The organism is Kitasatospora sp. NPDC052896 (genome assembly GCF_044547075.1).
Taxonomy (GTDB): Bacteria; Actinomycetota; Actinomycetes; order Streptomycetales; family Streptomycetaceae; genus Kitasatospora.
Genome location: NZ_JBITZU010000037.1, coordinates 1 through 24,723, shown reverse-complemented (window position 1 = coordinate 24,723; position 24,723 = coordinate 1). Strand labels below are relative to the sequence as shown.

General features: G+C 75.0%; 7 protein-coding genes. All 7 read left to right on the top strand.

The annotated features are described in order from the left end of the window. Positions 1-381 precede the first annotated feature (381 nt). A complete protein-coding gene (locus ACIGXM_RS35315) occupies positions 382-3,345 on the top strand; it encodes a LuxR C-terminal-related transcriptional regulator (RefSeq protein WP_396568214.1) in 2,964 nt (987 codons plus the stop codon). A gap of 76 nt (positions 3,346-3,421) precedes the next feature. Next, complete coding sequence (locus ACIGXM_RS35310; protein WP_396568213.1) at positions 3,422-6,271, top strand: AAA family ATPase; 2,850 nt, start codon at positions 3,422-3,424, stop codon at positions 6,269-6,271. Further along, positions 6,243-8,981 (top strand): AAA family ATPase, encoded by a 2,739-nt coding sequence (locus tag ACIGXM_RS35305; RefSeq protein WP_396568212.1) that lies wholly within the window; start codon positions 6,243-6,245, stop codon positions 8,979-8,981. The genes ACIGXM_RS35310 and ACIGXM_RS35305 overlap by 29 nt, the downstream gene beginning before the upstream one ends. A gap of 278 nt (positions 8,982-9,259) precedes the next feature. Next, a complete protein-coding gene (locus ACIGXM_RS35300) occupies positions 9,260-10,456 on the top strand; it encodes a cytochrome P450 (protein ID WP_396568211.1) in 1,197 nt (398 codons plus the stop codon). A 9-nt stretch (positions 10,457-10,465) separates the two neighbouring features. Further along, the gene (locus ACIGXM_RS35295) at positions 10,466-10,666 is read left to right on the top strand and encodes a ferredoxin (RefSeq protein ID WP_396568210.1); all 201 of its coding nucleotides are present in this window, start codon (positions 10,466-10,468) and stop codon (positions 10,664-10,666) included. A gap of 129 nt (positions 10,667-10,795) precedes the next feature. Next, complete coding sequence (locus tag ACIGXM_RS35290) at positions 10,796-12,391, top strand: GMC oxidoreductase (RefSeq protein WP_396568230.1); 1,596 nt, start codon at positions 10,796-10,798, stop codon at positions 12,389-12,391. Positions 12,392-12,493: 102 nt separating this feature from the next. Next, positions 12,494-24,723 (top strand): type I polyketide synthase (locus tag ACIGXM_RS35285; RefSeq protein WP_396568209.1); only part of this gene is annotated, 12,230 nt, incomplete at its 3' end.

Below are 24,723 nucleotides of genomic sequence, written 5' to 3'. Positions count from 1 at the left end.
CGCCCGGAGTGGCGGAACGACCCGCCGGACCGGGGGCGTCGTCACATGATCGCCGCGCGGCCGTCTGACGGTGTGTCGGGTGTGACGGGGGCGGCCCCCGGCGGCCGACGCGCCAGCACCCCGCGCAAAGTACCTGAGCCATGTGACGGGAGTGTGTCCCGCGTTCCCGACACACTGGTTTTCGGCCTCAATCACGGTGGCAGCGGTGGGAATCGGGCACTCCACTTGCCTGTCGACGGCCCGTCGGCTACGCCTGGTCGGAGTCGGGGCCCAGCGTGTCGTCGTGATCGCCGCCTCGCGCCGTCGCGCCAAACGTGACCCATTCGACACTCGCGAGCCCTCTGACATTAGCTCAAAGCTGATGGGCGATCACCAGCGGTGATGTTACCGTCGATCCTGATCATGCTTGGTCGGCTCCGCGACGTGAGCCGAGCACTGTCGCGTCAATCACTCGGGGGCGGGGGATGTCGGGTTTCGGGGATGGGAGACGTTGTGGGTGTCAACAGCGCCATGGGTCGGGGGGCCGCTGGGCGCAGAGCCGGGCGGGCCGGTGAGCTGGCGGACCTGCTGAGACTGGCGAAACAGGCGCGCGGGGGCGCCGTGCAGGCGGTTCTGGTGCGTGGTCCCGCCGGGATCGGACGGACCAGCCTGCTGAACGTGCTCGTCGGGCACCTGTCGGGCGACGGGGTGACGGTGCGCCGGGCCACCGGCCGGGCGCCGGGGGGAGTGGGCGAGGGCGGCGGACTCGGATACCGGTCCGTTCGTGAACTGTTCGGGCTGGACCCGGCCACCACCGGGAGCGGGGCGGAGGCCGTCACCTTCGTGGCCCAGCGCGGGGTCCACCGGCGCGCGGTGGAGCTGCTGGCCGCCGGACCCCTGGCGCTCGTCCTGGACGACGCCCACTGGTGCGACGAGGAGTCCCTGCGGTGCGTGCACTTCCTGCTGCGCCGCGCGGCCCCGCGCCCGCTGCTGGTGCTGCTGTCCCAGCGCACCGCGTGCGGGGGCCCCGGCACGGCGATGCTCGGCGAGATCCTGGCGCTGGACTGCTGCACCGTCCTGGAACTCGGTCCGCTGAGTGAGGCCGAGACCGGCCAGGCGGTGGACCGCGCCCTGGGCGGCCCGGCGGACGAGCGGTTCGTGCGGCGCTGCTCGGCACTGTCCGGCGGCAACCCGCTGCTGCTGGAGCGGCTGCTCACCGGGCTGCGCGCGGCCCGGGTGCGCCCCGACGTCGAGGGGCTGCACCGCCTGCGGGTGCGGGGCGAGGCGGTCGTCGCCGAGTCGGTCCGCACGGTGCTGGCCGGCCAGTCGCGCCAGGTGCGCCAGGTGGCCCGGGCGTTGGCCGTCCTCGGCCACGCCGATCCCGACCTGCTCGGGGCGGTCTGCGCGGTCGGCGGCACCCGACTGGCCCTCGCGCTGGAGACCCTGCGGGGCGCCGAGGTCATCGGCTCCCCCGCCGAGCGCCCGATGGGCGGGGCGGTGCGGGCCGCGGTGCTGGCCGACCTGCCGGCGGCGGAGCTGGAGCGGCTGCGCGCCCGTGCGGCCCGGGTGCTCAACGACGCCGGGCGCCCGGCGGCCGAGGTGGCGGACCAACTGGCCCTGCTCTCCGAGCTGACGGAGCCGTGGATGCTCACCGTGCTGCGCGAGGCGGCCGCCGAGGCGCCGGGCCGGGCGACCGCGCGGGCGGCGGTGCGGTACCTGCGCCGGGCGCTGGCCGCCGAGCTCACCGGGACCGAGCGCAGGGACGTGCGGATCGAACTGGCCAGGGCCTCGGCCCAGGTGGCCCCGGCCACCGCGCTGCGGCAGCTGCGGCAGGCCCTGCAGGAGAGCACCGGAGTCCGGGAGCGGGCCTCGCTCGCCGTGGAGTACGGGCAGACCGCCCTCGGCTCGCGCTACGTCCCCGAGGCGGTCCGGGTGCTCGACGCGGCGCTCACCGAACTGCGGCACGAGCTGGGCGCCGACCCCACCCCGGCCGACCGGGAGCTGTGCACCACGATCGAGTCCGCCCTGCTGGTCACCGCCGTGAACGAGAAGTCCACCATGGCGCCGGCCGGTGAGCTCGCCAGGTCCTGGCCGGTGCCCCGGGGGGACAGTCCGGCGGAGCGCCAACTGCTCTCCGTCATGAGCGCCTTCGCCGCGCTGGACGGCAGGCCGGCCGGGCAGGCCGTGGCGCTGGCCCGGCGGGCGATGCGGGTCGAGGAGACCACGCCCGCCGGGTGGGAGGTGCTCGCCTCCTCGCTGGTCCTCGGCCTGGCCGACGAGGTCGAGGAGTCCGTCGCGGGACTGACCCGGGCGCTGTCCAACGGCCTCGCGCACTACGAGCCGTGGCTGCACCTGTCGGCACTGTCCGGGCGCTCCCTCACGCTGCACGGTGTGGGCGACCTCACCGGGGCGGCCACCGACGCCCGCGCCGCCGTCGCCTTCGCGGCGCAGGGCGAGCTGGCCTCGGCACGGCCACTGCCCGCCATCGCGCTGAGCACCGTGCTGCTCTCGCAGGGCGAGGCGGAGCAGGCCGGCGCCGTGCTCGACCGGATCCGCCCGGCGAGCCTGGACCGGCAGATCTGGGAGTGGCACCACTACCTGTACACCAAGGGCAGGCTCCGGCGCGCGATGGGCGACCTCGACGGCGCGGTGGAGCTGTGGCGGCGGTGCGGCCGGAGCCTGGCGGAGGCCGGCGTGACCAATCCGGTGCTGACGCCGTGGTGGCTGGCCGCCACCACGACGCTGGCCGGCCAGGGCCGCGCCGCGGCGGCGGCCGACATCGTGGCCCAGGTCGAGGAGGCGGTGACGGGCTGGGGGACCCCGCGCGCCCGTGGGCTCGGCCTGGTCGCCGCCGGGACGGTCGCCGAGGGGCGCGCCCGGACCGACCTGCTCGCCGAGGCGGTGGAGGTGCTCGCGGGCTCCCCGGCCCGCCTCGCGCAGGCCGAGGCGGAGTACCGGCTCGGCCGCGAGCTGTTGCGGCGCGATGACCTGCGAGGAGCGCGTCGGCACCTGCGGCAGGCGATCGAGACCGCCACCCTCTGCGGCTACCACCTGCTCAGCGGCATCGCCCGGCAGCTGCTGGCCGACGCGGGCGGCCGGATGCCGCAGATCGCGGCCTCCCCGCTCGACTCGCTCACCCGCAGCGAGCGCCGGATCGCCACGCTCGCCAGGACCGGGGTCAGCAACCGGGAGATCGCCGAGGCGCTGTTCATCACTCCCCGGACCGTGGAGATGCACTTGACCAACATCTACCGGAAGCTCGACGTGCGGGGACGCACGGGCCTGGCCCCGGCGCTCGGATCCCTGGGCGCCTCAAGACACCGACCGAGGAACTCAGCGGCGAACATCCACGCACCGAGTTGCTAGGGGACGGGCAGTGTCGAAGGGGAAAACCGAAGAAGCGGCGCGCTGGGCACCGGTCGACACGGGCCGGTGCCCGGCCGTGCGCCTCGTCGAGCGGGACCGGGAACAGCGGTTGCTGCGCGAACTGCTGTCCGGGCTGCGGGCCGGGCGCTCGGCGGTGGTCGAGGTGCGGGGCGTGCCCGGCGTCGGACGCAGCGCGCTGCTGCGCCGGGCCGAGGAGCTCGCCACCCTGGCCGGGGTGCGGGTCGCCGCCGCCGAGGCGTCCTGGGCGGAGACCGGGGTGTGCCACGGCGTGGCCGCCCAGCTGCACGCGGCGATCGCGCCGCCCGCCTCGCCACTGGCGGAGGACCTGCTGCGCCCCGGTGGCGCGGCGCGCGGCGCGCTGTCCGGGCGGCTCTGCCGCGCCTTTCTCGCGGCGGCCCGCGCCCAGCCGCTGCTGGTTGTCGTGGACGACGTCCAGTGGGCCGACCCGGCCTCGGTGCGCTTCCTCCAGATGCTGGCGCGCCGCCTGGCCGGTGCGCCGCTGCTGCTGCTGACCGCGCGCAGCAGCGCGCTGCCCGCCGGGCCGGACGACCGGGTCGAGCTGTGTCCGCTGGCCGATCCGCGGGCCGTCACCGGCCACACCCTCGACCTCGCCCCGCTGTCGGTGGTCGGGACGGGCGAGGTGCTGGCCGACGCCTTCGGGGAGCCGATCGACCCGGAGTTCGTCGCGGCCGTCGCGCGTGCGGTGGACGGCAACCCCGCGGTGTTGCGCTCGATGGTCGACCGCTTCGCCCGGCACGGCCGGTCGCCGACGCCCGACCAGGCGGCGCGGCTGCGCGAGAGCGTGGCGGAGGCCGTCCGGGAACGGGCGGTGCGCACCTTCGCCGCTCTCCCGGTGGAACTGCTGGACGTGCTGCGGGTGATCGCGATGTGCGGACCCCACTGCACTCCGAACCTGATCGCCACGCTGGCGCGGCCGCGGAGCTTCGGCGTGGCACGGGCACTGGAACTCCTCTCCGGCACCGGCCTGTTGACCGAGGGGGAGCGGCCCGTGTTCCGGGCGGAGCGGGCCGCCGAAGCCGTGCTGGCCGGGCTCGACGCGCAGCGGCGTGAGGAACTGTTCGCCCGCGCGGCCGAGTTGGCGAACCGGGCGGCGATCCCGGACGGCGCACAGGCCAGGTTGCTGCTCGGCGCCCGGGGGATCGGCGGATCCTGGGCGGTGGAGGTGCTGCGCCGGGAGGCGGCGCGCCACCGGGTCGTCGGCGACCAGGAGGCCTCGGCCCGGCTGCTGCGGCGCGCGCTGCGCGAACCGGTGCGCCCGCGGCTGAGGGTGGAGATCCTGACCGAACTGAGCGCCCTGGTGCTGCCCCGTTCGCCGGAGGGCAGCGACCGCTACCTGCGCCAGGCGCTGCTCGTACCGGTCGACGCGAGCGCCGGGCCCGCCTGGGTGCGCGCCGCCGACCTGCTGGTGGCGCGGGGCGACTTCGCCTCGGCGGTGCCGTTGATCGCCCGGGCCTGCGCCCACCCGGGGGTCGGCGACCGCGACCGTGCCGCGCTGCGGGCGCTGTACTGGCTCGCCGACCACGGCCAGCACGGGGCGGCGCAGGAGCTGAACCGGCTCGCGATGACAACGTTGTCCGATCGGCCCGTCGAGCCCGCCGAGGCCGGCGCCGCCGCCTGGCGGACGGCCCTGCGCGGGCAGGACATCGCCCGCACCCGGGAACTGGCCCGTGTCGCCCTGGCCCCCGCCGCCCTGGCCGGGACCTCGCTGACCGCCCAGGTGGCGGCCTGTTACGCACTGGTGCTCGCCGACGAGGTGGCCGAGGCGCACGCCGGGCTGGACGCCGTACTGGTGCGCGCGCAGCGGACGGACGCCCGCGCGGTGGCCGCCCTGGCCCTGCTGGTCAAGGCCTTGGCGACGTTGGGCGAGGGACGGACCGAGGAGGCGTCCGCCGTGCTGGAGCGGGCCGAGGAGGCGCTGCCGGCGCGGTGTTGGCACCCGCTGATGGCGCCCGGCCTGCTCGCGCTGAAGACCATGGTCTGCTTGGCGCGGGGCGACCTGGCCGGGGCCGAGCGGTCGGCCGCGGCGGCGCGCCCGGAGGAGGCCGAGGGCAGCATGGCCCGGGCCTACCTGATGTACGCCCGCGGCCGGGTGCGGCTGGCCCGCGGCGACGGCGCGGGGGCGCTGGCCGACCTGCGCGAGTGCGGCCGGTTGCTGCTCGCCAAACAGGTGGCCAACCCCGCTCTGCTGCCCTGGCGTTCGATGGCCGCGCGGGCCCACGGCCTGGTGGCGGACGACGCCGAGGCCGCCGACCTGATCGCCGAGGAGCGCCGCCTCGCGCTGGTCTGGGGCGCGCCGCGCACGGTCTCCCGGGCGCTGCTCGCCGCGGGCGTGGCGGAGCGGGACCCGGCGCCGGCCGGACGTCGGACCGGGACAGGGGCGGCATCGGGATCGGTGCTCGGGCCGGGGCCCGAACTCGGGTGCCTCGCCGCGGTCGAACCCGCGAGCTGGCAGTACCGGCAGGCGCTGGTCGTGATGGGAACGGCGGCGGTGTCCGGCCAGGAGACCATCGACGGGCTGCTGAGAAGTGGTGCCGCACCAGCCGCACCGGCCGCACCGGTGGCGTCGGCCGGCCCGGCCGCCGGACCGCGGAGGACGGCGCGGGGTGCCGACCGGAAGCCCGCGGCGGGGCCCGCGGCAGAGACAGCGCAGGGGCCCGCGCCGCACGGCCTGACCGGCGCCGAGTGGCGCGTCGCCGCCCTGGCCGCCGACGGCCTGGCCAACCGCACCATCGCGGCCGACCTCTCGGTGACGCTGCGCACCGTCGAGCTGCATCTGACCAAGGCGTACCGCAAGTTGGGCATCTCCGGGCGTCCGGAGCTGGCCCAGGCGCTGGGACGCGACGAAAGGAACGACGATGGCACCCCTGTTCGACCGGCAGCGTGAACTGGCCGCACTCACGGCGGCGATGGAGGCGGCCGCGCGGGGCCGCGGCTCGCTGCTCGTCGTCACCGGGGGGATCGGGACCGGCCGGACCGCCCTGCTGCGGGCGCTGCCCGCGCTCGCGCGGCAGCGGGGCGGCCAGGTGCTCAGCGCGAGCGGAGCACTGCTGGAGCAGGACCTGGCCCTCGGGGTGGTGGGACAGCTGCTGGAGCCGCTGCTGTCCGAGACGGCCCTCGAGCCACCTCACGACACCCGACTCTTCGCCGAACTCCTGGAACTGGTGACCGAGTTCGGTGCTCGTGGGCCGCTGCTGATGCTGCTGGACGACCTGCAGTGGGCCGACACCGCCTCGCTGCGCTGGCTCGGTTACCTGGCGAAGCGGCTGGCGAACCTGCGCGTCGCGCTGGTCGTCGCCGTTCGCGAGGGCGATCCCGGCGCGGAGGAGCCGCGGATCCACGAGATCACCGACCGCGCGGCGCTCGTGCTACGGCTGGGCCCGCTGTCCGCGGCGGGCACGGCGGCGCTGGTGGCCGAGCGGTTCGGCCAGCTCGCGGACCCCGCGTTGGCGGCAGCCTGTCACGAGGCCGGCGCCGGCAACCCGATGCTGCTGACCGCGACGCTGGCCGAACTGGTGAAGGCGGGCGAGGCGTTCGCCGACCCGGCCGAGGCGGTGGCCGGGCTGCGGTTGCGGTCCCTGCGCGAGCGGCTGATCGCCGCGCTGCGCGCCCAGCCCCAGCCGGTGCGGGACCTGGCCAAGGCACTCGCGGTGCTCGACGACCACGCCGACCCGGATCTGGTGGGACGGCTCGCCGGGCTGGACGAGACGGGCTGGGCCGAGGCGGTCAGGGTGCTGCGCCGGCTCGGGCTGCTGGCCTGCGGCCCGGTGCCGCGCTTCGTCCACCGGTGTGTGCGGGAGGCGGTCGAGGAGTCGATGACGCCGGTGGAGCAGGAGGACATCCGCCTCTCCGCCGCCGTGCTGCTGCACGACGGCGGCTATCCGGCCGAGCAGGCGGCGGCGCAGTTGCTGGCCGCGACCTCGTGCCGGGACGGCTGGGCGATCGAGATCCTGCGCTCGGCCGCGACGGCCGCGGTGCGTCGCGCGGCGCCCGAGGAGGCCGCGCGGTACCTGCGGCGGGCTCTGCTGGACAGCTCGCCGACCGGGTCGGAGCGGGCCGCCCTGCTGCTCGACCTGGCCGCCATCGAGCGCGCCTTCGACCCGGCGGCCACCATGCGGCACCTCGTGCAGGCGCTGCTGCTGCTCCCGTCGCCCGAGCAGCGGGCCCTGGCGGTGGGGCGGATCCCGCCCGCGCTGCTCGGCGGCTGCCCGCCGCCCTCCGTCGAGTTGGTCGCGAAGGCGGCCGAGGAGCTGGCCGGGGCGCGGCCGCGGGTCGGCGCCGACCGTGAGCCGGGACTGCGGGTCGAGGCGCGGCTGCGGCACGCGGCGGTGGCCGGGCCCGGGCTGCTCGCCGGGTCGGTCGACCGGCTGCGCTCGCTGGGCCCCACGCCCCCGTTGCAGACCGCGGCCGAGCGCGAGCTGGTCACCGTCCTGCTGCACGGCGCCACCGTGGCACAGCGGTTGTCGGCGGCGGAGGTCACGCCGCTGGCCAACCGGATCCTGCGCTACGAGCCCGCCTCGCCGAGCCATGTGTACACCGCCCTGCCGCTGTTGACCGACACGCTGATCGCGGCGGATTCGGTCGAGACCGTCGGACCCTGGCTGGAGGCCGCGCGGGAGGCGGCCCGCCGCGAGCGGGCCCCCGTCCCGCGGGCGTTGATCGGCATCGAGCTCACCCACCTGCTGCTGGCCCGGGGCCTGTTCGCGCAGGCGCGGACGCAGGCGCACGAGGTGCTGGAGCTGGGGGCGGCGGCCTGGACGCCGATCCAGTCGATGAGCGCCGTGGTCCGGGTCGCCATCGAGACCCGGGACAGCGAGCTGACGCGTCGCCTGCTGGAGGCCTACGGCGAGCGCGCCGACCACGGCTACAGCCCGTCGACGCTGCAACTTGTGCGCGGTTCGAGCGCGGCGATGCGCGGCGACCTGCCGACCGCGCTGGAGTACGTGCTGGACTGGGGGCGTTCGGTGGAGCGGGCCGACTGGCGCAACCCCGCCGTCGTCCCCTGGCGGACCTGGGCGGCGGGTCTGCGGCTGCGGATGGGCCAGCCGGCGCAGGCCCGCGACCTCATCGACGAGGAGTTGGTGCGGGCGCTGGCCTGGGGGGCGCCCGGGCCGATCGGCCGCGCCCAGCGAATGAAGGGGGCGATCACCGAGGGGGAGCGGGGCGTCGCCCTGCTGCGCGCCTCGCTGGTCACCCTGGAGGGGGCGGTCAACGGGATGGAACGGGCCAGGACCTGTGTGCTGCTCGGCCGGCGGCTGCGGGCCGCCGGGCAGCCGGAGGCCGAGCAGCACCTGCGCCGGGGCCGGGAGCAGGCGCTGGCCTGCGGCGCGCCCTGGTTGGCGGACCGGGCGGCGCGCGAACTGCGGGAGCTGGCCCAGTCCCTGGGGCCGGCCACGCTGACCCGAGCCGAGCGCCGGGTCGCCGCGCTCGCCGCGCACGGGGTGTCCAACAAGGAGATCGCGACCAAGCTGAAGGTGAGCACCCGGGCCGTCGAGAAGCACCTGACCCAGGCCTACCGGAAGCTGGACGTGGCCGGCCGGGCCGAACTGGCCGCTGTCGCCCACCTGTTGCCGAGCGAGACGGGGACGCCCGGCTGAGCCGGACCGGACCGGGTCCGGCCGAACCGAAGCCGACCGACCGGAAGCCGACCGAACCGAAGCGGACCGAACCGAACCGAACCGAAGTCGCCGCGAAACCTGCGGCAACCGAACCCTGGTCCCGTCTCCACAGGGTTAGCACCCCGGGCACTCGATTTCGTTGACAGTCTTCACGCCACCTTCATAGCGTCATGTTCGCGGCCAGCACGGCCCTTTGAAGCGTGCGGTGAACGGCCCTGCGCGCGTGCAGAGTTTCGGGAACTCCTGGAAGGCGGGACATGACCGCGGCACAGCCCACTACTTTCTCCACGGTCCGCGAGGACTTCTTCAATCCGCCGGCCGGGATCCGGAAGTTGCGCGAAGAGGCACCGATCTCCCGAATGACCTTCGCGGACGGTCACCTCGGCTGGCTGGTGACCGGATATTCCACCGCGCGAGCGATACTGTCCGATTCCCGATTCAGCGCCCGGGGAGAACTGAAGCACCCGCCGGTTCCCCGCGCGGCCGTCCTGGAGGAATCTCCGGCGGCCCCGCCCGGAATGTTCATCCAGCACGACGCCCCCGAGCACCAGCGCTACCGCAAGCTGCTCGTCGGCCAGTTCACCGTCCGCCGGATGCGGCTGCTCACCGAGTGGATCGAGAAGATCACCGAGGAGCGGCTGGACGAGATGGAGCGGATCGGCTCCCCGGCGGACCTCTTCGAGCACTTCGCGCTGCCGATCCCCTCCATGGTGATCAGCGAACTGCTCGGCGTGCCCTACAAGGACCGCGAGAAGTTCCAGCACGACACCGCGGTCTGGAGCAGCTTCGGCGCCTCCACCGAGGACGTCATGGGGGCCTTCGCCAGCCTCGGCGCCTACCTGCACGGCCTGGTGCTGGCGAAGCGGGCCGAGCCCGGGGACGACCTGCTCAGCGGTCTGATCACCGGGGAGGGCAACCTCACCGACGAGGAGCTCACCTCGATCGCGTTCCTGCTGCTGGTCGCCGGGCACGAGACCACCGCCAACCAGATCGGTCTGAGCACGTTCGCCCTGCTCGACAACCCCGAGCAACTGGCCGCGCTGCGGGCCGACCCCTCGCTGATGGAGGGCGCGGTGGAGGAAATGCTGCGCTACCTGAGCATCGTGCACCACGGGCCCACGCGCGCCGCGCTGGAGGACGTCGAGATCGACGGCCAGCTGATCAAGGCGGGTGAGGTCGTCATGGTCTCGCTGGCGGCCGCCAACCGCGACCCCGAGCGGTACGCCGACCCCGAGAACCTGGAGGTCACCCGGCAGGTCGCCGCCCACCTCGCCTTCGGTCACGGCATCCACCAGTGCCTGGGCCAGCAGCTGGCCCGGATCGAGCTGCGGTCCGCCCTGACCGCGCTGCTGCGGCGCTTCCCCAACCTGCGTCTGGACGTGCCGGCCGAGGAGGTCAGGCTCCGCCACGACATGCAGGTCTACGGCGTCTACCAGCTCCCGGTGGCCTGGTAACCCCGGCCGATGCGGATCGAGATCGCCGAGCAACTGTGCTGCGGCTCGGGCATGTGCGCGCTCACCGCACCCGAGGTGTTCGACCAGGACGACGACCACGGCACCGTCGTCCTGCTCGACGCCGAGCCGCCCGCCGGCTGCCACCCCGCCGTCCGCGAGGCCGCGCACCGCTGCCCGTGCACGGCCATCACGGTGCACGAGAGCGGCTGAGACCCCAGCCCCCGCGCCCCCAACCCCCCTGTGCTCCTCAGTACATGAAGACCCATCCCTCGGGTCGGAAGGTCAGGTACGAACAGCGTGTCAGAAAACCAGAACCTGTCGCGTCGTCGTCTCCTCGGCATGGCCGCGCTGAGCGCGGCCGCCCTCACCGGGACGACCACGATCGCAACCGCCCGGCGCGCGTTCGCCGCCGATCCCGGCGACGGTGCCACGTTCGTGCCGGCCGTGGTGATCGGCACCGGCTACGGTGCCTCGGTCTCCGCGCTGCGCCTGGGCGAGGCCGGGGTCTCGACGCTGATGCTGGAGATGGGGCAGCTCTGGAACCAGCCCGGTCCGGACGGCAACGTCTTCTGCGGGATGCTCAACCCCGACAAGCGCTCCAGCTGGTTCAAGACCCGCACCGAGGCCCCGCTGGGCACGTTCCTCTGGCTCGACGTGGTCAACCGCAACATCGACCGGTACGCCGGTGTGCTGGACCGGGTCAACTACGACCAGATGTCCGTCTACGTGGGACGCGGTGTCGGCGGCGGCTCGCTGGTCAACGGCGGCATGGCCGTGCAGCCGCGGCGCACGTACTTCGAGGAGGTCCTCCCGCAGGTCGACTCCGGCGAGATGTACGACCGGTACTTCCCGCGCGCCAACACCATGCTCAAGGTGAACAACATCCCGCAGAGCTGGTTCGAGCAGACCGAGTGGTACCAGTTCGCCAGGGTCTCGCGGGACGCGGCGGCGAAGGCGGGCCTGGGCACCGTGTTCGTGCCCAACGTCTACGACTTCGGCTACATGCAGCAGGAGGCGGCCGGCACCGCGCCGAAGTCCGCGCTGGCCGGTGAGGTCATCTACGGCAACAACCACGGCAAGCAGAGCCTGGACAAGACCTACCTGGCCGCCGCGCTGGGCACCGGCAAGGTCGTGATCCAGACCCTGCACCAGGTCAAGACGATCCGCCAGCAGTCCGACGGCACCTACCTGCTGAGCGTCGACCAGATCGACGCCGGCGGCAACCTCCTGGCGACCAAGCAGATCTCCTGCCGCTACCTGTTCCTGGGCGCGGGCAGCCTCGGCTCCACCGAACTGCTGGTGCGCGCCCGGGACACCGGCACGCTGCCGAACCTCAACGGTGAGATCGGGGCGGGCTGGGGCCCCAACGGCAACATCATGACCGCGCGCGCCAACCACCTCTGGAACCCCACCGGCGCCCACCAGTCCTCGATCCCCGCGCTGGGCATCGACGACTGGGACAACGCCAGCGCCCCGGTCTTCGCGGAGATCGCGCCGCTGCCGGCCGGCCTGGAGACCTGGGTCAGTCTGTACCTGGCGATCACCAAGAACCCCCAGCGCGGCACCTTCGTCTACGACGCCGCCACCGACCGGGCCAAGCTCCAGTGGACCCGCGACCAGAACGCGCCCGCCGTGGCCGCCGCCAAGTCGCTTTTCGACCGGATCAATTCGGCCAACGCCACGATGTACCGGTACGACCTGTTCGGCAGCACGCTGAAGAACTTCGCCGACGACTTCTGTTACCACCCGCTCGGCGGCTGCGTGCTCGGAAAGGCCACCGACACCTACGGCCGGGTCGCCGGTTACAAGAACCTCTACGTCACCGACGGTTCGCTGATTCCGGGATCGATCGGGGTCAATCCGTTCGTCACCATCACGGCACTGGCGGAACGCAACATCGAGCGCGTTATCCAGCAGGACGTCACCGCCTCCTAGGCGGTCGTCCGACGCCGCGCGGGTTCCCCGGGGCGCGGTGTGCCGCCCCGCGCGGCAAGAGCACGGTTCCGGCTGTAGTCATCGGGTCGATGGAGCATGGTAATGAGCGAGTTCGAGTCGGTTGTGCCCGAGTTCGACGTGATGACCGAGAACGCGATCGCGGTCATCGGCGCGGCTCAGCGTCCACCGCGGTCGTCGAGCGAGATCGACGCGGAGTTCTTCGGGCTCCCGTCGGCCGGGGCCGTCGTGCCGGGCCCGGGTCGGGCCGTGCTGCTGGAGCCGCTCTGGGAGGCCCTGGAGGACGCCGGCGTCGTGCCCGCGACGCCGGCGGACCCCGGGATCGGTGTCTTCCTCGCCGTGCCGTCGGTCGATGACGCGTCCGCACCGGACGCGTCCGACACCGACGACGCCTTCGCCGCCCTGGTGGGCACCGCGCTGCGGCTGGCCGACGGCGGCTCGGGTGTCGCCTTCACGCGGTCCTCGCCGGCGGCCGTGCACGCGGCCTGCGAGAGCCTGCGGCGCGGCGAGCGCGGCCTCGCGCTCGCCGCCGGGCCTGACCTGCAACTTCCGTTCTGGGAAGGGGAGTTGGAGCTGGGTGGGCATGGTGCCGTGCTGCTCAAGCCGCTGCGCCAGGCGGTCGCCGACGGTGACCGGATCCACGCCGTGCTCCGCGGGGACGGCGGCCTGGCGGCGGCCGAGGCCCACCATCCGGCCGAGGTCGAGAGCCCCGCCGTCGCCGCCGGGACCGGGTCGGCCTCGCTGCCCTGGATCATCTCCGCGGCGGACCCCGAGGCGCTGCGAGCCCAGGCGCAGCGCCTCCACCAGCACCTGAGCGCCCGGCCCGAACTCCAACCGGCCGACGTGGGACACACGTTGGCCACCGGGCGCTACCGGTTCGCGCACCGCGCCGTCGTCCTCGGCGACACCCGCGAGGAACTGCTCGCCGGGCTGGACGCCGCGGCGCGCGGTGACCTCGCCGTCAACCTGGTGCGCGGCACGGCCGCCGCGACCGGCACCGCCTTCGTGCTGTCCGGCCACGGCTCACAGTGGGTCGGCATGGGCGCGGAGCTCCTCGACTCCTGCCCCGAGTTCCGCGCGGCCGCCGAGACCTGCCAGGCCGCCCTGGCCCCCCATCTGGACTTCGACGTGCTGGACGTGCTGCGCGACGCCCCCGGCGCGCGGGCCCTCACGCGGGTGGACGTCGTCCAGCCCGCGCTGTTCGTCGTCCAGGTCGCGCTGGCCGAGACCTGGCGCGCGTCCGGGGTGCACCCGGGCGCCCTGGCGGGCCACAGCGTCGGCGAGATCGCCGCCGCCCACCTCGCGGGTGCGCTCACCCTGCCCGACGCGGCCCGGGTGGTCGCGGGCTGGAGCCGGGCGGAGGCGACCCTGTCCGGTCGCGGCGCGATGGTCGCGGTGTCGCTGCCCGCCGCGGAGGTCGCGCCGCGCCTGGCGCGCTGGGACGGCCGCCTGGTCGTCAGCGCGCACAACGGGCCGGCCGCCGTGGTGGTCTCGGGTGACGCCGACGCCGCCGAGGAGCTGCTGGCCGAGCTGACCCTCGACGGGATCCGCTCCCGGCGCGTGGCGATGGACGTGGCCGCGCACTCGCCGCACATCGAGGAGATCCACGACCGGCTGCTGCGCGAGCTGGCCACCGTCCGCCCGCGGACCGCCCACACCCCCCTGTACTCCTCGCTGCACGGCGGCCGCATCGACGGCCGGGAGGCGGACGCCGCCCACTGGTACGCGGTGCTGCGCCGGCCCGTCCGCTTCGAGCAGGCCACCCGCGCGCTACTGGCCGACGGCCACGCCCTGCTGATCGAGGTCGGCCCGCACCCCTCGCTGACCGCGGCGATGCAGGAGAGCGCGGCTGCCGCGGGCCGGCCGGCCGTCGCGCTCGGCTCGCTCCGCCGCGACCAGGGCGGGGTGCGCCGCCTGCGCACCTCGCTCGCCGAGGCGTACGTCCAGGGCGCCGACGTCGACTGGGCGACGGCCTTCGCGGGCTCGGCACCGCGCCGCGTGGCGCTGCCCGGCTACGCCTTCCGGCGCCCGGGCGACCGAGCTGCCCAGCCGGGCGCGGAGCCGGGCCTGCGCGGTCGGCTGCTCGCCCTGCCCGAGAGCGAACACGAGCGGGTGGTGGGCGAGTTGGTCCACGCCGCGACCGCCGCACTGCTCAACCAGGGCGGCCCCGGTGCGATGGCCTCGAACCACTCCTTCCGCGACCTGGGGCTCGACTCGGTCGGCGCCGTCGAACTGCGCAACCGGTTGGTCGAGGCCACCGGACTCGTCCTGCCGCACACCGTGGTCTTCGAGCACCCCACGCCCGCCTCCCTGGCGCACCGCATCCTGGCCGAGGCGCTCGGCCGGGGCGAGGAGGCGGCCGAGGACGACACGGTGGCCGAGTGGGACGAGCCGATCGCGATCGTGGCGATGAGCTGCCGCCTGCCCGGCGGGATCCGCACGCCCGAGGAGCTGTGGCGGCTGCTGAGCGCGGGCGAGGACGCCGTGTCGGCCATCCCGCGTGACCGCGGCTGGGACGTCGAGGCGCTCTACGACCCCGAGCCGGGCCGGGCCGGGCGGTACTACCAGCGCGAGGCCGGCTTCCTGCCGGACGCCGCCGACTTCGACCCCGAGTTCTTCGGGATCTCGCCGCGCGAGGCGCTGGCCATGGACCCGCAGCAGCGCCTGCTCCTGGAGACCGCCTGGGAGGTGTTCGAGCGGGCCGGGATCGTCCCCGGGACCCTGCGCGGCAGCCGGACCGGCACCTTCGTCGGCGTCATGACCCAGGACTACGGCCCGCGCCTCCACCAGGCCGACGAGGAACTCAGCGGCTACCTGCTGACCGGCAACACCGCCAGCGTCGCCTCCGGCCGCCTCGCCTACTCCTTCGGTCTGGAGGGGCCGGCGGTGACGGTGGACACGGCCTGCTCCTCCTCGCTGGTCGCCCTGCACCTGGCCGTACAGGCGCTGCGCTCGGGTGAGTGCTCGCTGGCGCTGGCGGGCGGCGCCACCGTCATCCCCTCGGCGGGCATGTTCATCGAGTTCAGCCGGCAGCGGGCGCTGGCCCCCGACGGCCGGTGCAAGGCCTTCTCCGCCGACGCGGACGGCTTCGGCCTCGCCGAGGGCACCGGCATGCTCCTGCTGGAGCGGCTGAGCGACGCCCGCCGCAACGGGCACCCCGTGCTGGCCCTGGTACGCGGCAGCGCGATCAACCAGGACGGCGCCAGCAACGGGCTGACCGCCCCCAGCGGCACCGCGCAGCAGCGCGTCATCCGTCAGGCCCTGGCCGGCGCGGGCCTCAGGCCCGCCGACGTCGACGTGGTGGACGCCCACGGCACCGGCACCAAGCTCGGCGACCCGATCGAGGCGCGGGCGCTGCTGGCGACCTACGGTCAGGACCGGCCCGAGGACCGGCCGCTCTGGCTGGGCTCGCTCAAGTCGAACATCGGCCACACCCAGGCCGCGGCGGGCGTCGCCAGCGTCATCAAGATGGTCCTCGCGCTCCAGCACGGGATCCTGCCGAAGACCCTGCACGCCGCCGAGCCCTCGTCCCAGGTGGACTGGACGGCGGGCGCGGTGCGGCTGCTGAGCGAGCCCGTCGCGTGGGCGGAGCACGACCACCCCCGCCGGGCCGGCGTGTCCTCCTTCGGCATCAGCGGCACCAACGCCCACGCCATCCTCGAACAGGCACCGCCGGCCGACCAGGACGCGGCCGGTGACCCGCGGGCCGGGGCCGACCCGAGCCCGGCGGCGGAGCCCGTACCGTGGCTGCTCTCCGCCCGCACCCCCGAGGCGCTCGCCGCCCAGGCCCGGGCCCTGCTGGCGCACGCCGAGGCCCACCCCGAGCTGCACCCCGCCGACCTCGGCCACTCCCTGGTGCGGACCCGGACCGACTTCGAGCACCGGGCGGTGGTGGTCGGCGCGGACCGCGAGGAGCTGACCGGTGCCCTGCGGGCGCTGACGAACGACGGCGCGGCCCCGGGCACGGCCCAGGGCCTCGCCGCCGACGGGCGGCGCGTGGTGTTCGTCTTCCCCGGCCAGGGCTCGCAGTGGGCCGGCATGGCGGTCGAACTGCTGGACACCTCGGCGGTCTTCCGCGAGCGGCTGCGCGCCTGCGGTGCGGCGCTGGCCCCGTACGTGGACTGGTCGCTGGAGGACGTCCTGCGCGGCGCGGCGGGCGCACCGACGCTGGAGGCCGCCACCGTCGTCCAACCCGCACTGTGGGCCGTCATGGTGTCGCTGGCGGAGCTGTGGAGCTCCTACGGCGTGCAGCCGTCGGCCGTCGTCGGCCACTCCCAGGGCGAGATCGCCGCGGCCTGCGTGGCGGGCGCCCTCTCGCTGGAGGACGCGGCCCGCATCGTCGCGCTCCGCAGCCAACTGCTGGGCAGGCTCGCCGGACTGGGTGGCATGGTGGCGGTGCCGCGGCCGCTGCCCGAGGTCACCGAACGGCTGGCCCGCTGGGGCGAGCGGATCGGCGTCGCGGCCGTCAACGGTCCCCGCTCGGTCGTGGTCTCCGGTGACGCGGACGCGCTGGACGAACTGCTGGCCGCGTGCGAGGGCGACGGCGTGCGGGCCAAGCGGGTGCCGGTGGACTACGCCTCGCACTGCGCCCACGTCGAGGTCATCGAGGACGAACTCGCCCAGGCGCTGGCCGGGATCACCCCGCGCGCCCCGCGGGTGCCGTTCTACTCCACGGTCACCGGCGAGGTGGTCGACAGCGCCGCACTGGACGCCGCCTACTGGTACCGCAACCTGCGCCAGACCGTGCGGTTCGAGTCCGCCACCCGGCGGCTGCTGGCCGACGGTCACCAGGTCTTCATCGAGGTCAGCCCGCACCCGGTGCTCGCCATCGGGGTGCAGGAGAGCGCGGAGGCCGCCGGGGTGCCCGCCGACGTGCTGGGCTCGCTCAACCGGGGACAGGGCGGATCCGCCCGCTTCCTGCTCGCCCTGGGCGAGGCCCATGTCCGCGGGGTGCGCGTCGACTGGCCGGCGGTCTTCTCCGGCCGCGGCGCCCGCACCGTCGCGCTGCCCACCTACCCCTTCCAGCGCCGGCGCCTGTGGCTCGACTCCGGGGCACCCGCCACCGGGGCGCCGGCGGTCCGGGACGCGGCCGAGACGCGCTTCTGGGAGGCCGTCGAGAGCGAGGACCTCCAGGCCCTGGCCGGCACGCTGGGCCTGGCCGCCGACGCCTCGCTCGCCGGCGTGCTGAGCGGTCTGGCCGCCTGGCGCCGCCAGGCCGACGAGACCTCCGAGGTCGACGGCTGGCGCTACCGGGTCAGCTGGCAGCCGTTGCCGCGTACCCCGGCGACGGTGAGCGGGACCTGGCTGGTCGTCGTCCCCGCGGCCCACGCCGAGCGCGAGCAGGTCGCCGCGATCCGCCACGCGCTGACCGAACACGGCGCGCGCACCGAGCTGTTGGAGGTCGGGCCGGCCGAGGAGCGGCAGCAGCTGGCGGCCCGGCTGGGCGAGCTGGACGCCACCGCCTGCACCGGCGTGCTCTCCCTGCTGGCGGCCGACGAGGAGGCGCTGCCCGACCACCGGGTGGCGGCCGGCCTGTCCGCGACCGTCGCCCTCGTCCAGGCACTGGGCGACGGAGGCGTCAACGCCCCGCTCTGGTGCCTCACCTCGGGCGCGGTCTCCACCGGTCCCGCCGACCCGCTGCGCAGCCCGGCGCAGTCCCAACTGTGGGGGCTCGGAAGGGTCGTGGGCGCGGAGTACCCGCAGCGCTGGGGCGGTCTGATCGACCTCCCCGAGCAACCGGACGAGCGTGCGCTCGCGCTGCTGACCGGCACCCTGGCCGGCTCCCGGGGCGAGGACGAGCTGGCGATCCGCGGCGGCGGCGCGCTCGGCCGACGGCTGGTGCGGGCCGCCGTGAGCACAACCCCGGTCCGTGCCGGCCTGCACCCGCGCGGCACCGTCCTGCTCACCGGCGGCACCGGCGTGCTCGGCGCCCACGTGGCCCGCTGGCTGGCGCACAGCGGCGCCGAGCACCTGGTGCTGACCAGCCGCAGCGGCGAGGCAGCGCCGGGCGCCGCCGAGCTGCGGGCCGAACTGGAGGCCATCGGCGCCCGCACCACGATCGCCGCCTGCGACGTGGCCGACCGGGCCCAACTGAGCGAGCTGCTGGACTCGTTGCCCGAGGCGCTGCCGCTCACCGGCGTCGTGCACGCCGCCGGTGTGCTGGACGACGGCGTGCTGGACGCCATGACCGTCGAGCGCCTGGAGCGGGTACTGCGCCCCAAGGTGGACGCCGCGGTCAACCTGCACGAGCTCACCGCCGACCGCGACCTGGACTTCTTCGTCCTGTTCTCCTCCATCTCCGGCGTCGTCGGCAACGGCGGCCAGGGCGGCTACGCCGCGGCCAACGCGTTCCTGGACGCGCTCGCCCACCAGCGCCGCTCCCAGGGCCTGCCCGCCACCGCGGTCGCCTGGGGCTCCTGGGGCACCGGCGGCATGATGGGCAGCGCCGCGGAGCAGCACCTCAGCCGCCGCGGCATCGTCCCGATGCGCGCGGACCTCGGCATCCGCGCGCTGGGCCGGGCCATGGAGCACGACGACACCGCGGTCACCCTCGCCGACATCGCCTGGGACCGCTTCGTGGCGGCCTTCGCCGTCACCGGCGACTACCCCCTGCTGCACGACCTCCCCGAGGCGCGCCGACTCCTCGACAGCGGCAAGGCCGCGGCCGGCCCCGCCACCGTGGCCGGCCCGGCGCTCGCCCAGCGCCTGGTGGGCCTGTCCGAAGCCGAAGGGGCCCGCGCGGTCCTGGAGTTGGTGCGGACCCAGGCCGCCACGGTGCTCGGCCACGGCGGTCCGGAAGCGGTCCAGTCGGGGCGCGCCTTCCGCGAGGTCGGCTTCGACTCGCTCACCGCCATCGAACTGCGCAACCGGCTGGCCGCCGTGACCGGCATGCGGCTGCCGACCACCGTCGTGTTCGACTACCCGACCCCCACGGCCCTGGCCGGCTACCTGCACGCCGAGGTCTCCGGGCAGCTGGGCGGTCAGCCGGTCGTGCCCGCGCCCGGCTCGGTGGACGCGGGGGCGGCTCCCGGCCTCCTTCGGCCTTCGGCCGGGGGGACCCCCATCGGCGGGGAGGAGCCGATCGCCATCGTCTCGATGAGCTGCCGCTTCCCCGGCGGGGTCCACTCGCCCGAGCAGCTCTGGCAGCTGTTGGTGGACGGCACCGACGCGCTGACCGGCTTCCCCGAGGACCGCGGCTGGGACCTGGACACCATCTACCACCCCGATCCCGAGCACCTCGGCACCACCTACTCGCGCGAGGGCGGCTTCCTGCACGACGCCGCCGAGTTCGACGCGGGCTTCTTCGGGATCTCGCCGCGCGAGGCACTCGCGATGGACCCGCAGCAGCGCCTGCTGCTGGAGACCTCCTGGGAGGCCTTCGAGCGGGCCGGCATCGACCCGGCCACGCTGAAGGGGACCCCGTCCGCCGTCTTCGTCGGCTCCAACGGCCAGGAGTACGCCGCCGGCCTAGGCCAGGCCCCCGAGGGGGTCGAGGGCTACCTGCTCACCGGGCGCGCCGCCAGCGTCGTCTCCGGCCGCCTGGCCTACGTCTACGGCCTGGAGGGGCCGGCGGTGACGGTGGACACCGCGTGCTCCTCCTCGCTGGTGGCCCTGCACCTGGCGGCGCAGGCGCTGCGGCAGGGCGAGTGCTCGCTGGCGCTGGCCGGCGGCGTCACGGTGATGGCCGGCCCCGGCATCTTCGTCGAGTTCAGCCGCCAGCGCGGGCTGGCCGCCGACGGTCGCTGCAAGGCCTTCGCCGCCGCGGCGGACGGCACCGGCTGGGGCGAGGGCGTCGGCATGCTGCTCCTGGAGCGGCTGTCCGACGCGCGGCGCAACGGGCACCCGGTGCTGGCCGTGGTGCGCGGCTCGGCCGTGAACCAGGACGGCGCCTCCAACGGCCTGACTGCTCCCAACGGCCCCTCCCAGCAGCGCGTGATCCGTCAGGCCCTGGCCGGCGCGGGGCTGTCGGCCGCTGAGGTGGACGTGGTGGAGGCGCACGGGACGGGTACGACGTTGGGTGACCCGATCGAGGCGCAGGCGTTGCTGGCGACCTATGGTCAGGGCCGGTCGGAGGAGCGGCCGCTGTGGCTGGGCTCGTTGAAGTCGAACATCGGTCACACGCAGGCGGCGGCCGGTGTGGCTGGTGTGATCAAGATGGTGATGGCGATGCGGCACGGGGTTCTGCCGCGCACGCTGCACGTGGACGAGCCGACCCCGCACGTGGACTGGTCGGCGGGCGCGGTACGGCTGCTGACCGAGCCCGTCGTGTGGGCGGAGCACGACCACCCCCGCCGGGCCGGCGTGTCGGCCTTCGGTGTCAGCGGGACCAACGCCCACGTCATCCTGGAAGCGGCTCCGGTCACGACCGAGGGCACGGCTGCGGAGGCGCGGCCCGAGGCGGCGGCCCTGCCGTTGCCGTGGGTGGTGTCGGGCAAGGACGCCACCGCGCTACCGGCCCAGGCCCGGCGGCTCGCCGCCCACCTCGACGAGCACCCGGACCTGGACCTCGCCGACCTGGCGCTCTCGCTGTCCTCGCGGGCGGCGCTGGAGCACCGCGCGGTGATCGTGGGCGTGGACCGGGACGAACTGCTCGCCGGGCTGGCCGCGTTGGGGCGCGGGGAGTCGGTGACGCAGCTGGTGCGCGGCGGGGTCGGGCCCGACGAGGCCCGGGCGGCGTTCCTCTTCTCGGGGCAGGGGAGTCAGCGGTTGGGGATGGGGGGTGAGTTGTATGCCTCGTTCCCGGTGTTCGCGGCTGCCTTCGATGCGGTGTGTGCTGCGGTGGACGTTCATCTGGAACGGTCGTTGCGTGAGGTGGTGTTCGGTGCGGATGCCGGGCTGTTGGAGCGGACGGAGTTCGCGCAGCCGGCGTTGTTCGCGGTGGAGGTGGCGCTGTTCCGGTTGGTGGAGTCGTGGGGTGTGCGGGCGGACTTCCTGGCTGGGCACTCGGTTGGTGAGTTGGCTGCCGCTCATGTGGCGGGGGTGTTCTCGCTGGCGGACGCCGCTGAACTGGTCGTGGCTCGTGGGCGGTTGATGCAGGCGTTGCCGTCGGGTGGGGTGATGGTGGCGGTGCAGGCCTCGGAGGACGAGGTGTTGCCGCTGCTGGCCGGGCGTGCGGACCGGGTGGGGGTTGCGGCGGTCAACGGGCCGTCGTCGGTGGTGGTTTCGGGTGCCGAGGACGCGGTGGCCGAGGTCGTGGAGGTGTTGGCGGGCGAGGGTCGTCGTACGAAGCGGTTGGCGGTGTCGCACGCGTTCCATTCGCCGTTGATGGAGCCGATGCTGGCGGAGTTCCGCGCGGTCGCGTCGGGCGTTGCCTTCGCTGCTCCATCCGTTCCGATCGTCTCCACGTTGACCGGACGGCCGGTCACGACCGAGGAGTTGGGGGATCCGGAATACTGGGTGCGTCATGTCCGCCACGCCGTCCGGTTCGCCGACGCGGTCCGGACGCTGGCGGCGCAGGGAGTGACGGCCTTCCTGGAGGTCGGCCCCGGCGGGGTGTTGACGGCGATGGCCCAGGAGACGCTGGCCGACTCCGGTGCCGTCACTGTCCCGGCCCTGCGCGCCGACCGGGCCGAGGAGTTGGCCTTCACCACCGCCCTGGCCCAGCTGCACGCGCACGGTGTCGCCCTCGACTGGGGTGCGGTGCTCGACGGCCGCGGTGCCCGGCGCGTCGACCTGCCGACCTACGCCTTCCAGCGTCAGCACTACTGGCTCCAGACGCCGGCCGCCGCCGACGCCGCCGCGATCGGCCTCGTCGACGCCGAACACCCCATGCTGGCCGCCGTGGTGGGTCTGCCCGACGGCGGGACGGTGTTGACCGGCCGGCTGTCGCTCGCCACACACCCCTGGCTGGCCGACCACGCGGTGTCCGGCGTGGTACTGGTACCCGGCACGGCCTTCGTCGAGCTGGCGATCCGTGCGGGCCAGGAGGTGGGCCACGACCGGGTCGAGGAGCTGACTCTGGAGGCCCCGCTGGTGCTGCCCGAACACGGTGGCGTCCAGCTCCGGCTCACCGTGGGCGCCGAGGACCGCACCGGTCGGCGCGCGCTGGCCCTGTACTCCCGCCTGGAGGACGACCTCGCCCAGCAGGAGTGGACACGCCACGCCAGCGGGACGCTCGCCCCGGAGCCCGTACGGACCGAGCCCTTCGACCTGACCGCTTGGCCGCCCCCGGGCTCGACCCCGGTGGCCACCGACGACATCTACGACCGGCTGGACGACCTGGGCTTCGGCTACGGCCCGGTGTTCCGCGGTCTGCGCGCGGCCTGGCGGCAGGGCGAGGACCTGTTCGCCGAGGCGGCCCTGCCCGCGGTGGCCGCCACGCAGGCGGGTGCCTACGGCCTGCACCCCGCCCTGTTCGACGCCGCGCTGCACGCCTCCTGGCTCGGCCTGCTCTCCGGCTCCGAGACCGGCCAGGGCCTGCTGCCGTTCTCCTGGGGCGAGGTGAGCCTGCGGGCCGGCGGCGCTGCCGCCGTCCGCGTCAAGCTGAGCCCGGCCGGACCGGACACGGTGTCGCTGCTCGTCGCCGACGGCTCGGGCCGGCCGATCGCGTCGATCGGCACGCTGGTGCTGCGCCCGGTCTCGGCGGACCAGCTGCGCGTCGCCGCCAAGTCCCGCCAGGACTCGCTGTTCCGGCTCGACTGGGTGAGCGCCCCGCAGGGCGAGGCCCTGCCCGCGTCGGCGGTGCTGACCCTGGGCGGCCCGGCGGCCCCCCTGGACCTGGCCGCGTTCGCCGACGCCGTCGAGGCGGGTGCGTCGGTGCCCGCCTACGTGGCGGTGGAAGCCGCGGCACCCGACGGACCCGAGGACGCGCCGCCGGCCCCCCTGGCCGACGTCGTCCGCGGCACGAGCCACCACGCGCTGCGACTCGTGCAGGGCTGGCTGGCCGACGACCGGTTCGCCTCCTCGCGCCTGGTGCTGGTGACCCGTCACGCCACCGCCCCGGACGGCGCACGCGAGGCGCTCGACCCGGCCCAGGCCGCCGTCTGGGGCCTGGTGCGGTCCGCGCAGTCGGAGCACCCGGGCCGTTTCGTCCTGGTCGACCTCGACCGGGACACCGACGCGGCCGCGGTGCTGCCCATGGTGCTGAGCACCGACGAGCCGCAGCTCTCGGTGCGGGCCGGCCAGCTGCTGCTGCCCCGCCTGGCGAAGGCCGTCGGGAGCGGGCCGGACGTGAGCGGGTCGGACGTGAGCGGGTCGGACGACGACCGGGTGTTCCCGGCCGAGGGCACCGCGCTGATCACCGGCGCGACCGGTACCCTCGGCCGGCTGGTGGCACGTCACCTGGTGACCGAGCACGGCCTCCGGCACCTCCTGCTGGTGGGTCGTCGTGGGCTCGCGGCCGAGGGCGCGGCCGAGTTCGAGGCCGAACTGGCCGCCCTGGGCGCCGAGCCCGTCACCGCCGCCTGCGACGTGGCGGACCGCGACGCGCTCGCCGCGCTGCTGGCGACGATCCCCGCCGAGCGCCCGCTGACGGCGGTGGTGCACGCGGCGGGCGTGGTGGACGACGGCATCGTCTCCGCCCTCACGCCCGAGCGGGTGGACCGGGTGCTGCGCCCCAAGGTGGACGCCGCGCTCAACCTCCACGAGCTGACCCAGGACCTGGACCTGTCCGCGTTCGTGCTGTTCTCCTCCGTCTCCGCCACGCTCGGGGGCGCGGGGCAGGGCAACTACGCGGCGGCGAACGCCTTCCTGGACGCGCTCGCGCAGCGGCGCCGGGCGGCGGGGCTGCCAGCGGTGTCGCTGGCCTGGGGCCTGTGGGCCGAGGGCAGCGGCATGACCGGCAAGCTCGACTCGACCGACCTGGCCCGCATCCGGCGGATGGGTCTGGCCGCCATGGACTCGGCCGACGCGCTCGCCCTGTTCGACGCCGCCTGTGCGAGCGATGACGACGTGCTCTTCCCGGTGCGGCTGGATGCCGCCGGGCTGCGCGGCCGAGCCGCGGACGGGGAGGTCCCGACGCTGCTGCGGGGGCTGGTCAGGGCCGGCGCCCGCCGGGCCCAGGGCGGCGACGGCACGGCCACCGGCGAGGCCGCCACGCTGGCCCAGCGCCTGGCCGGTCTGGCCGAGGCCGAGCGGGACCGCGTCCTGCTGGACCTGGTACGACTCCAGACCGCCACCGTGCTCGGTCACGCCTCCCCGGAGCAGGTCGATCCCGGGCGCGCCTTCAAGGACCTGGGTTTCGATTCGCTCACCGCGGTCGAGTTGCGCAATGCGTTGAACGCGGCTTGTGGGACTCGGTTGCCCGCGACTCTGGTGTTCGATCACCCGACGCCCGAGGCGTTGGCGCGCCATTTGTTGGTGGAGTTGGTGGGTTG

Coding starts and splice junctions, on each gene's coding strand:
- ACIGXM_RS35315 (WP_396568214.1), top strand. CDS start 382: ATGTTACCGTCGATCCTGATCATGCTTGGTCGGCTCCGCGACGTGAGC.
- ACIGXM_RS35305 (WP_396568212.1), top strand. CDS start 6,243: ATGGCACCCCTGTTCGACCGGCAGCGTGAACTGGCCGCACTCACGGCG.
- ACIGXM_RS35300 (WP_396568211.1), top strand. CDS start 9,260: ATGACCGCGGCACAGCCCACTACTTTCTCCACGGTCCGCGAGGACTTC.
- ACIGXM_RS35295 (WP_396568210.1), top strand. CDS start 10,466: ATGCGGATCGAGATCGCCGAGCAACTGTGCTGCGGCTCGGGCATGTGC.
- ACIGXM_RS35290 (WP_396568230.1), top strand. CDS start 10,796: ATGGCCGCGCTGAGCGCGGCCGCCCTCACCGGGACGACCACGATCGCA.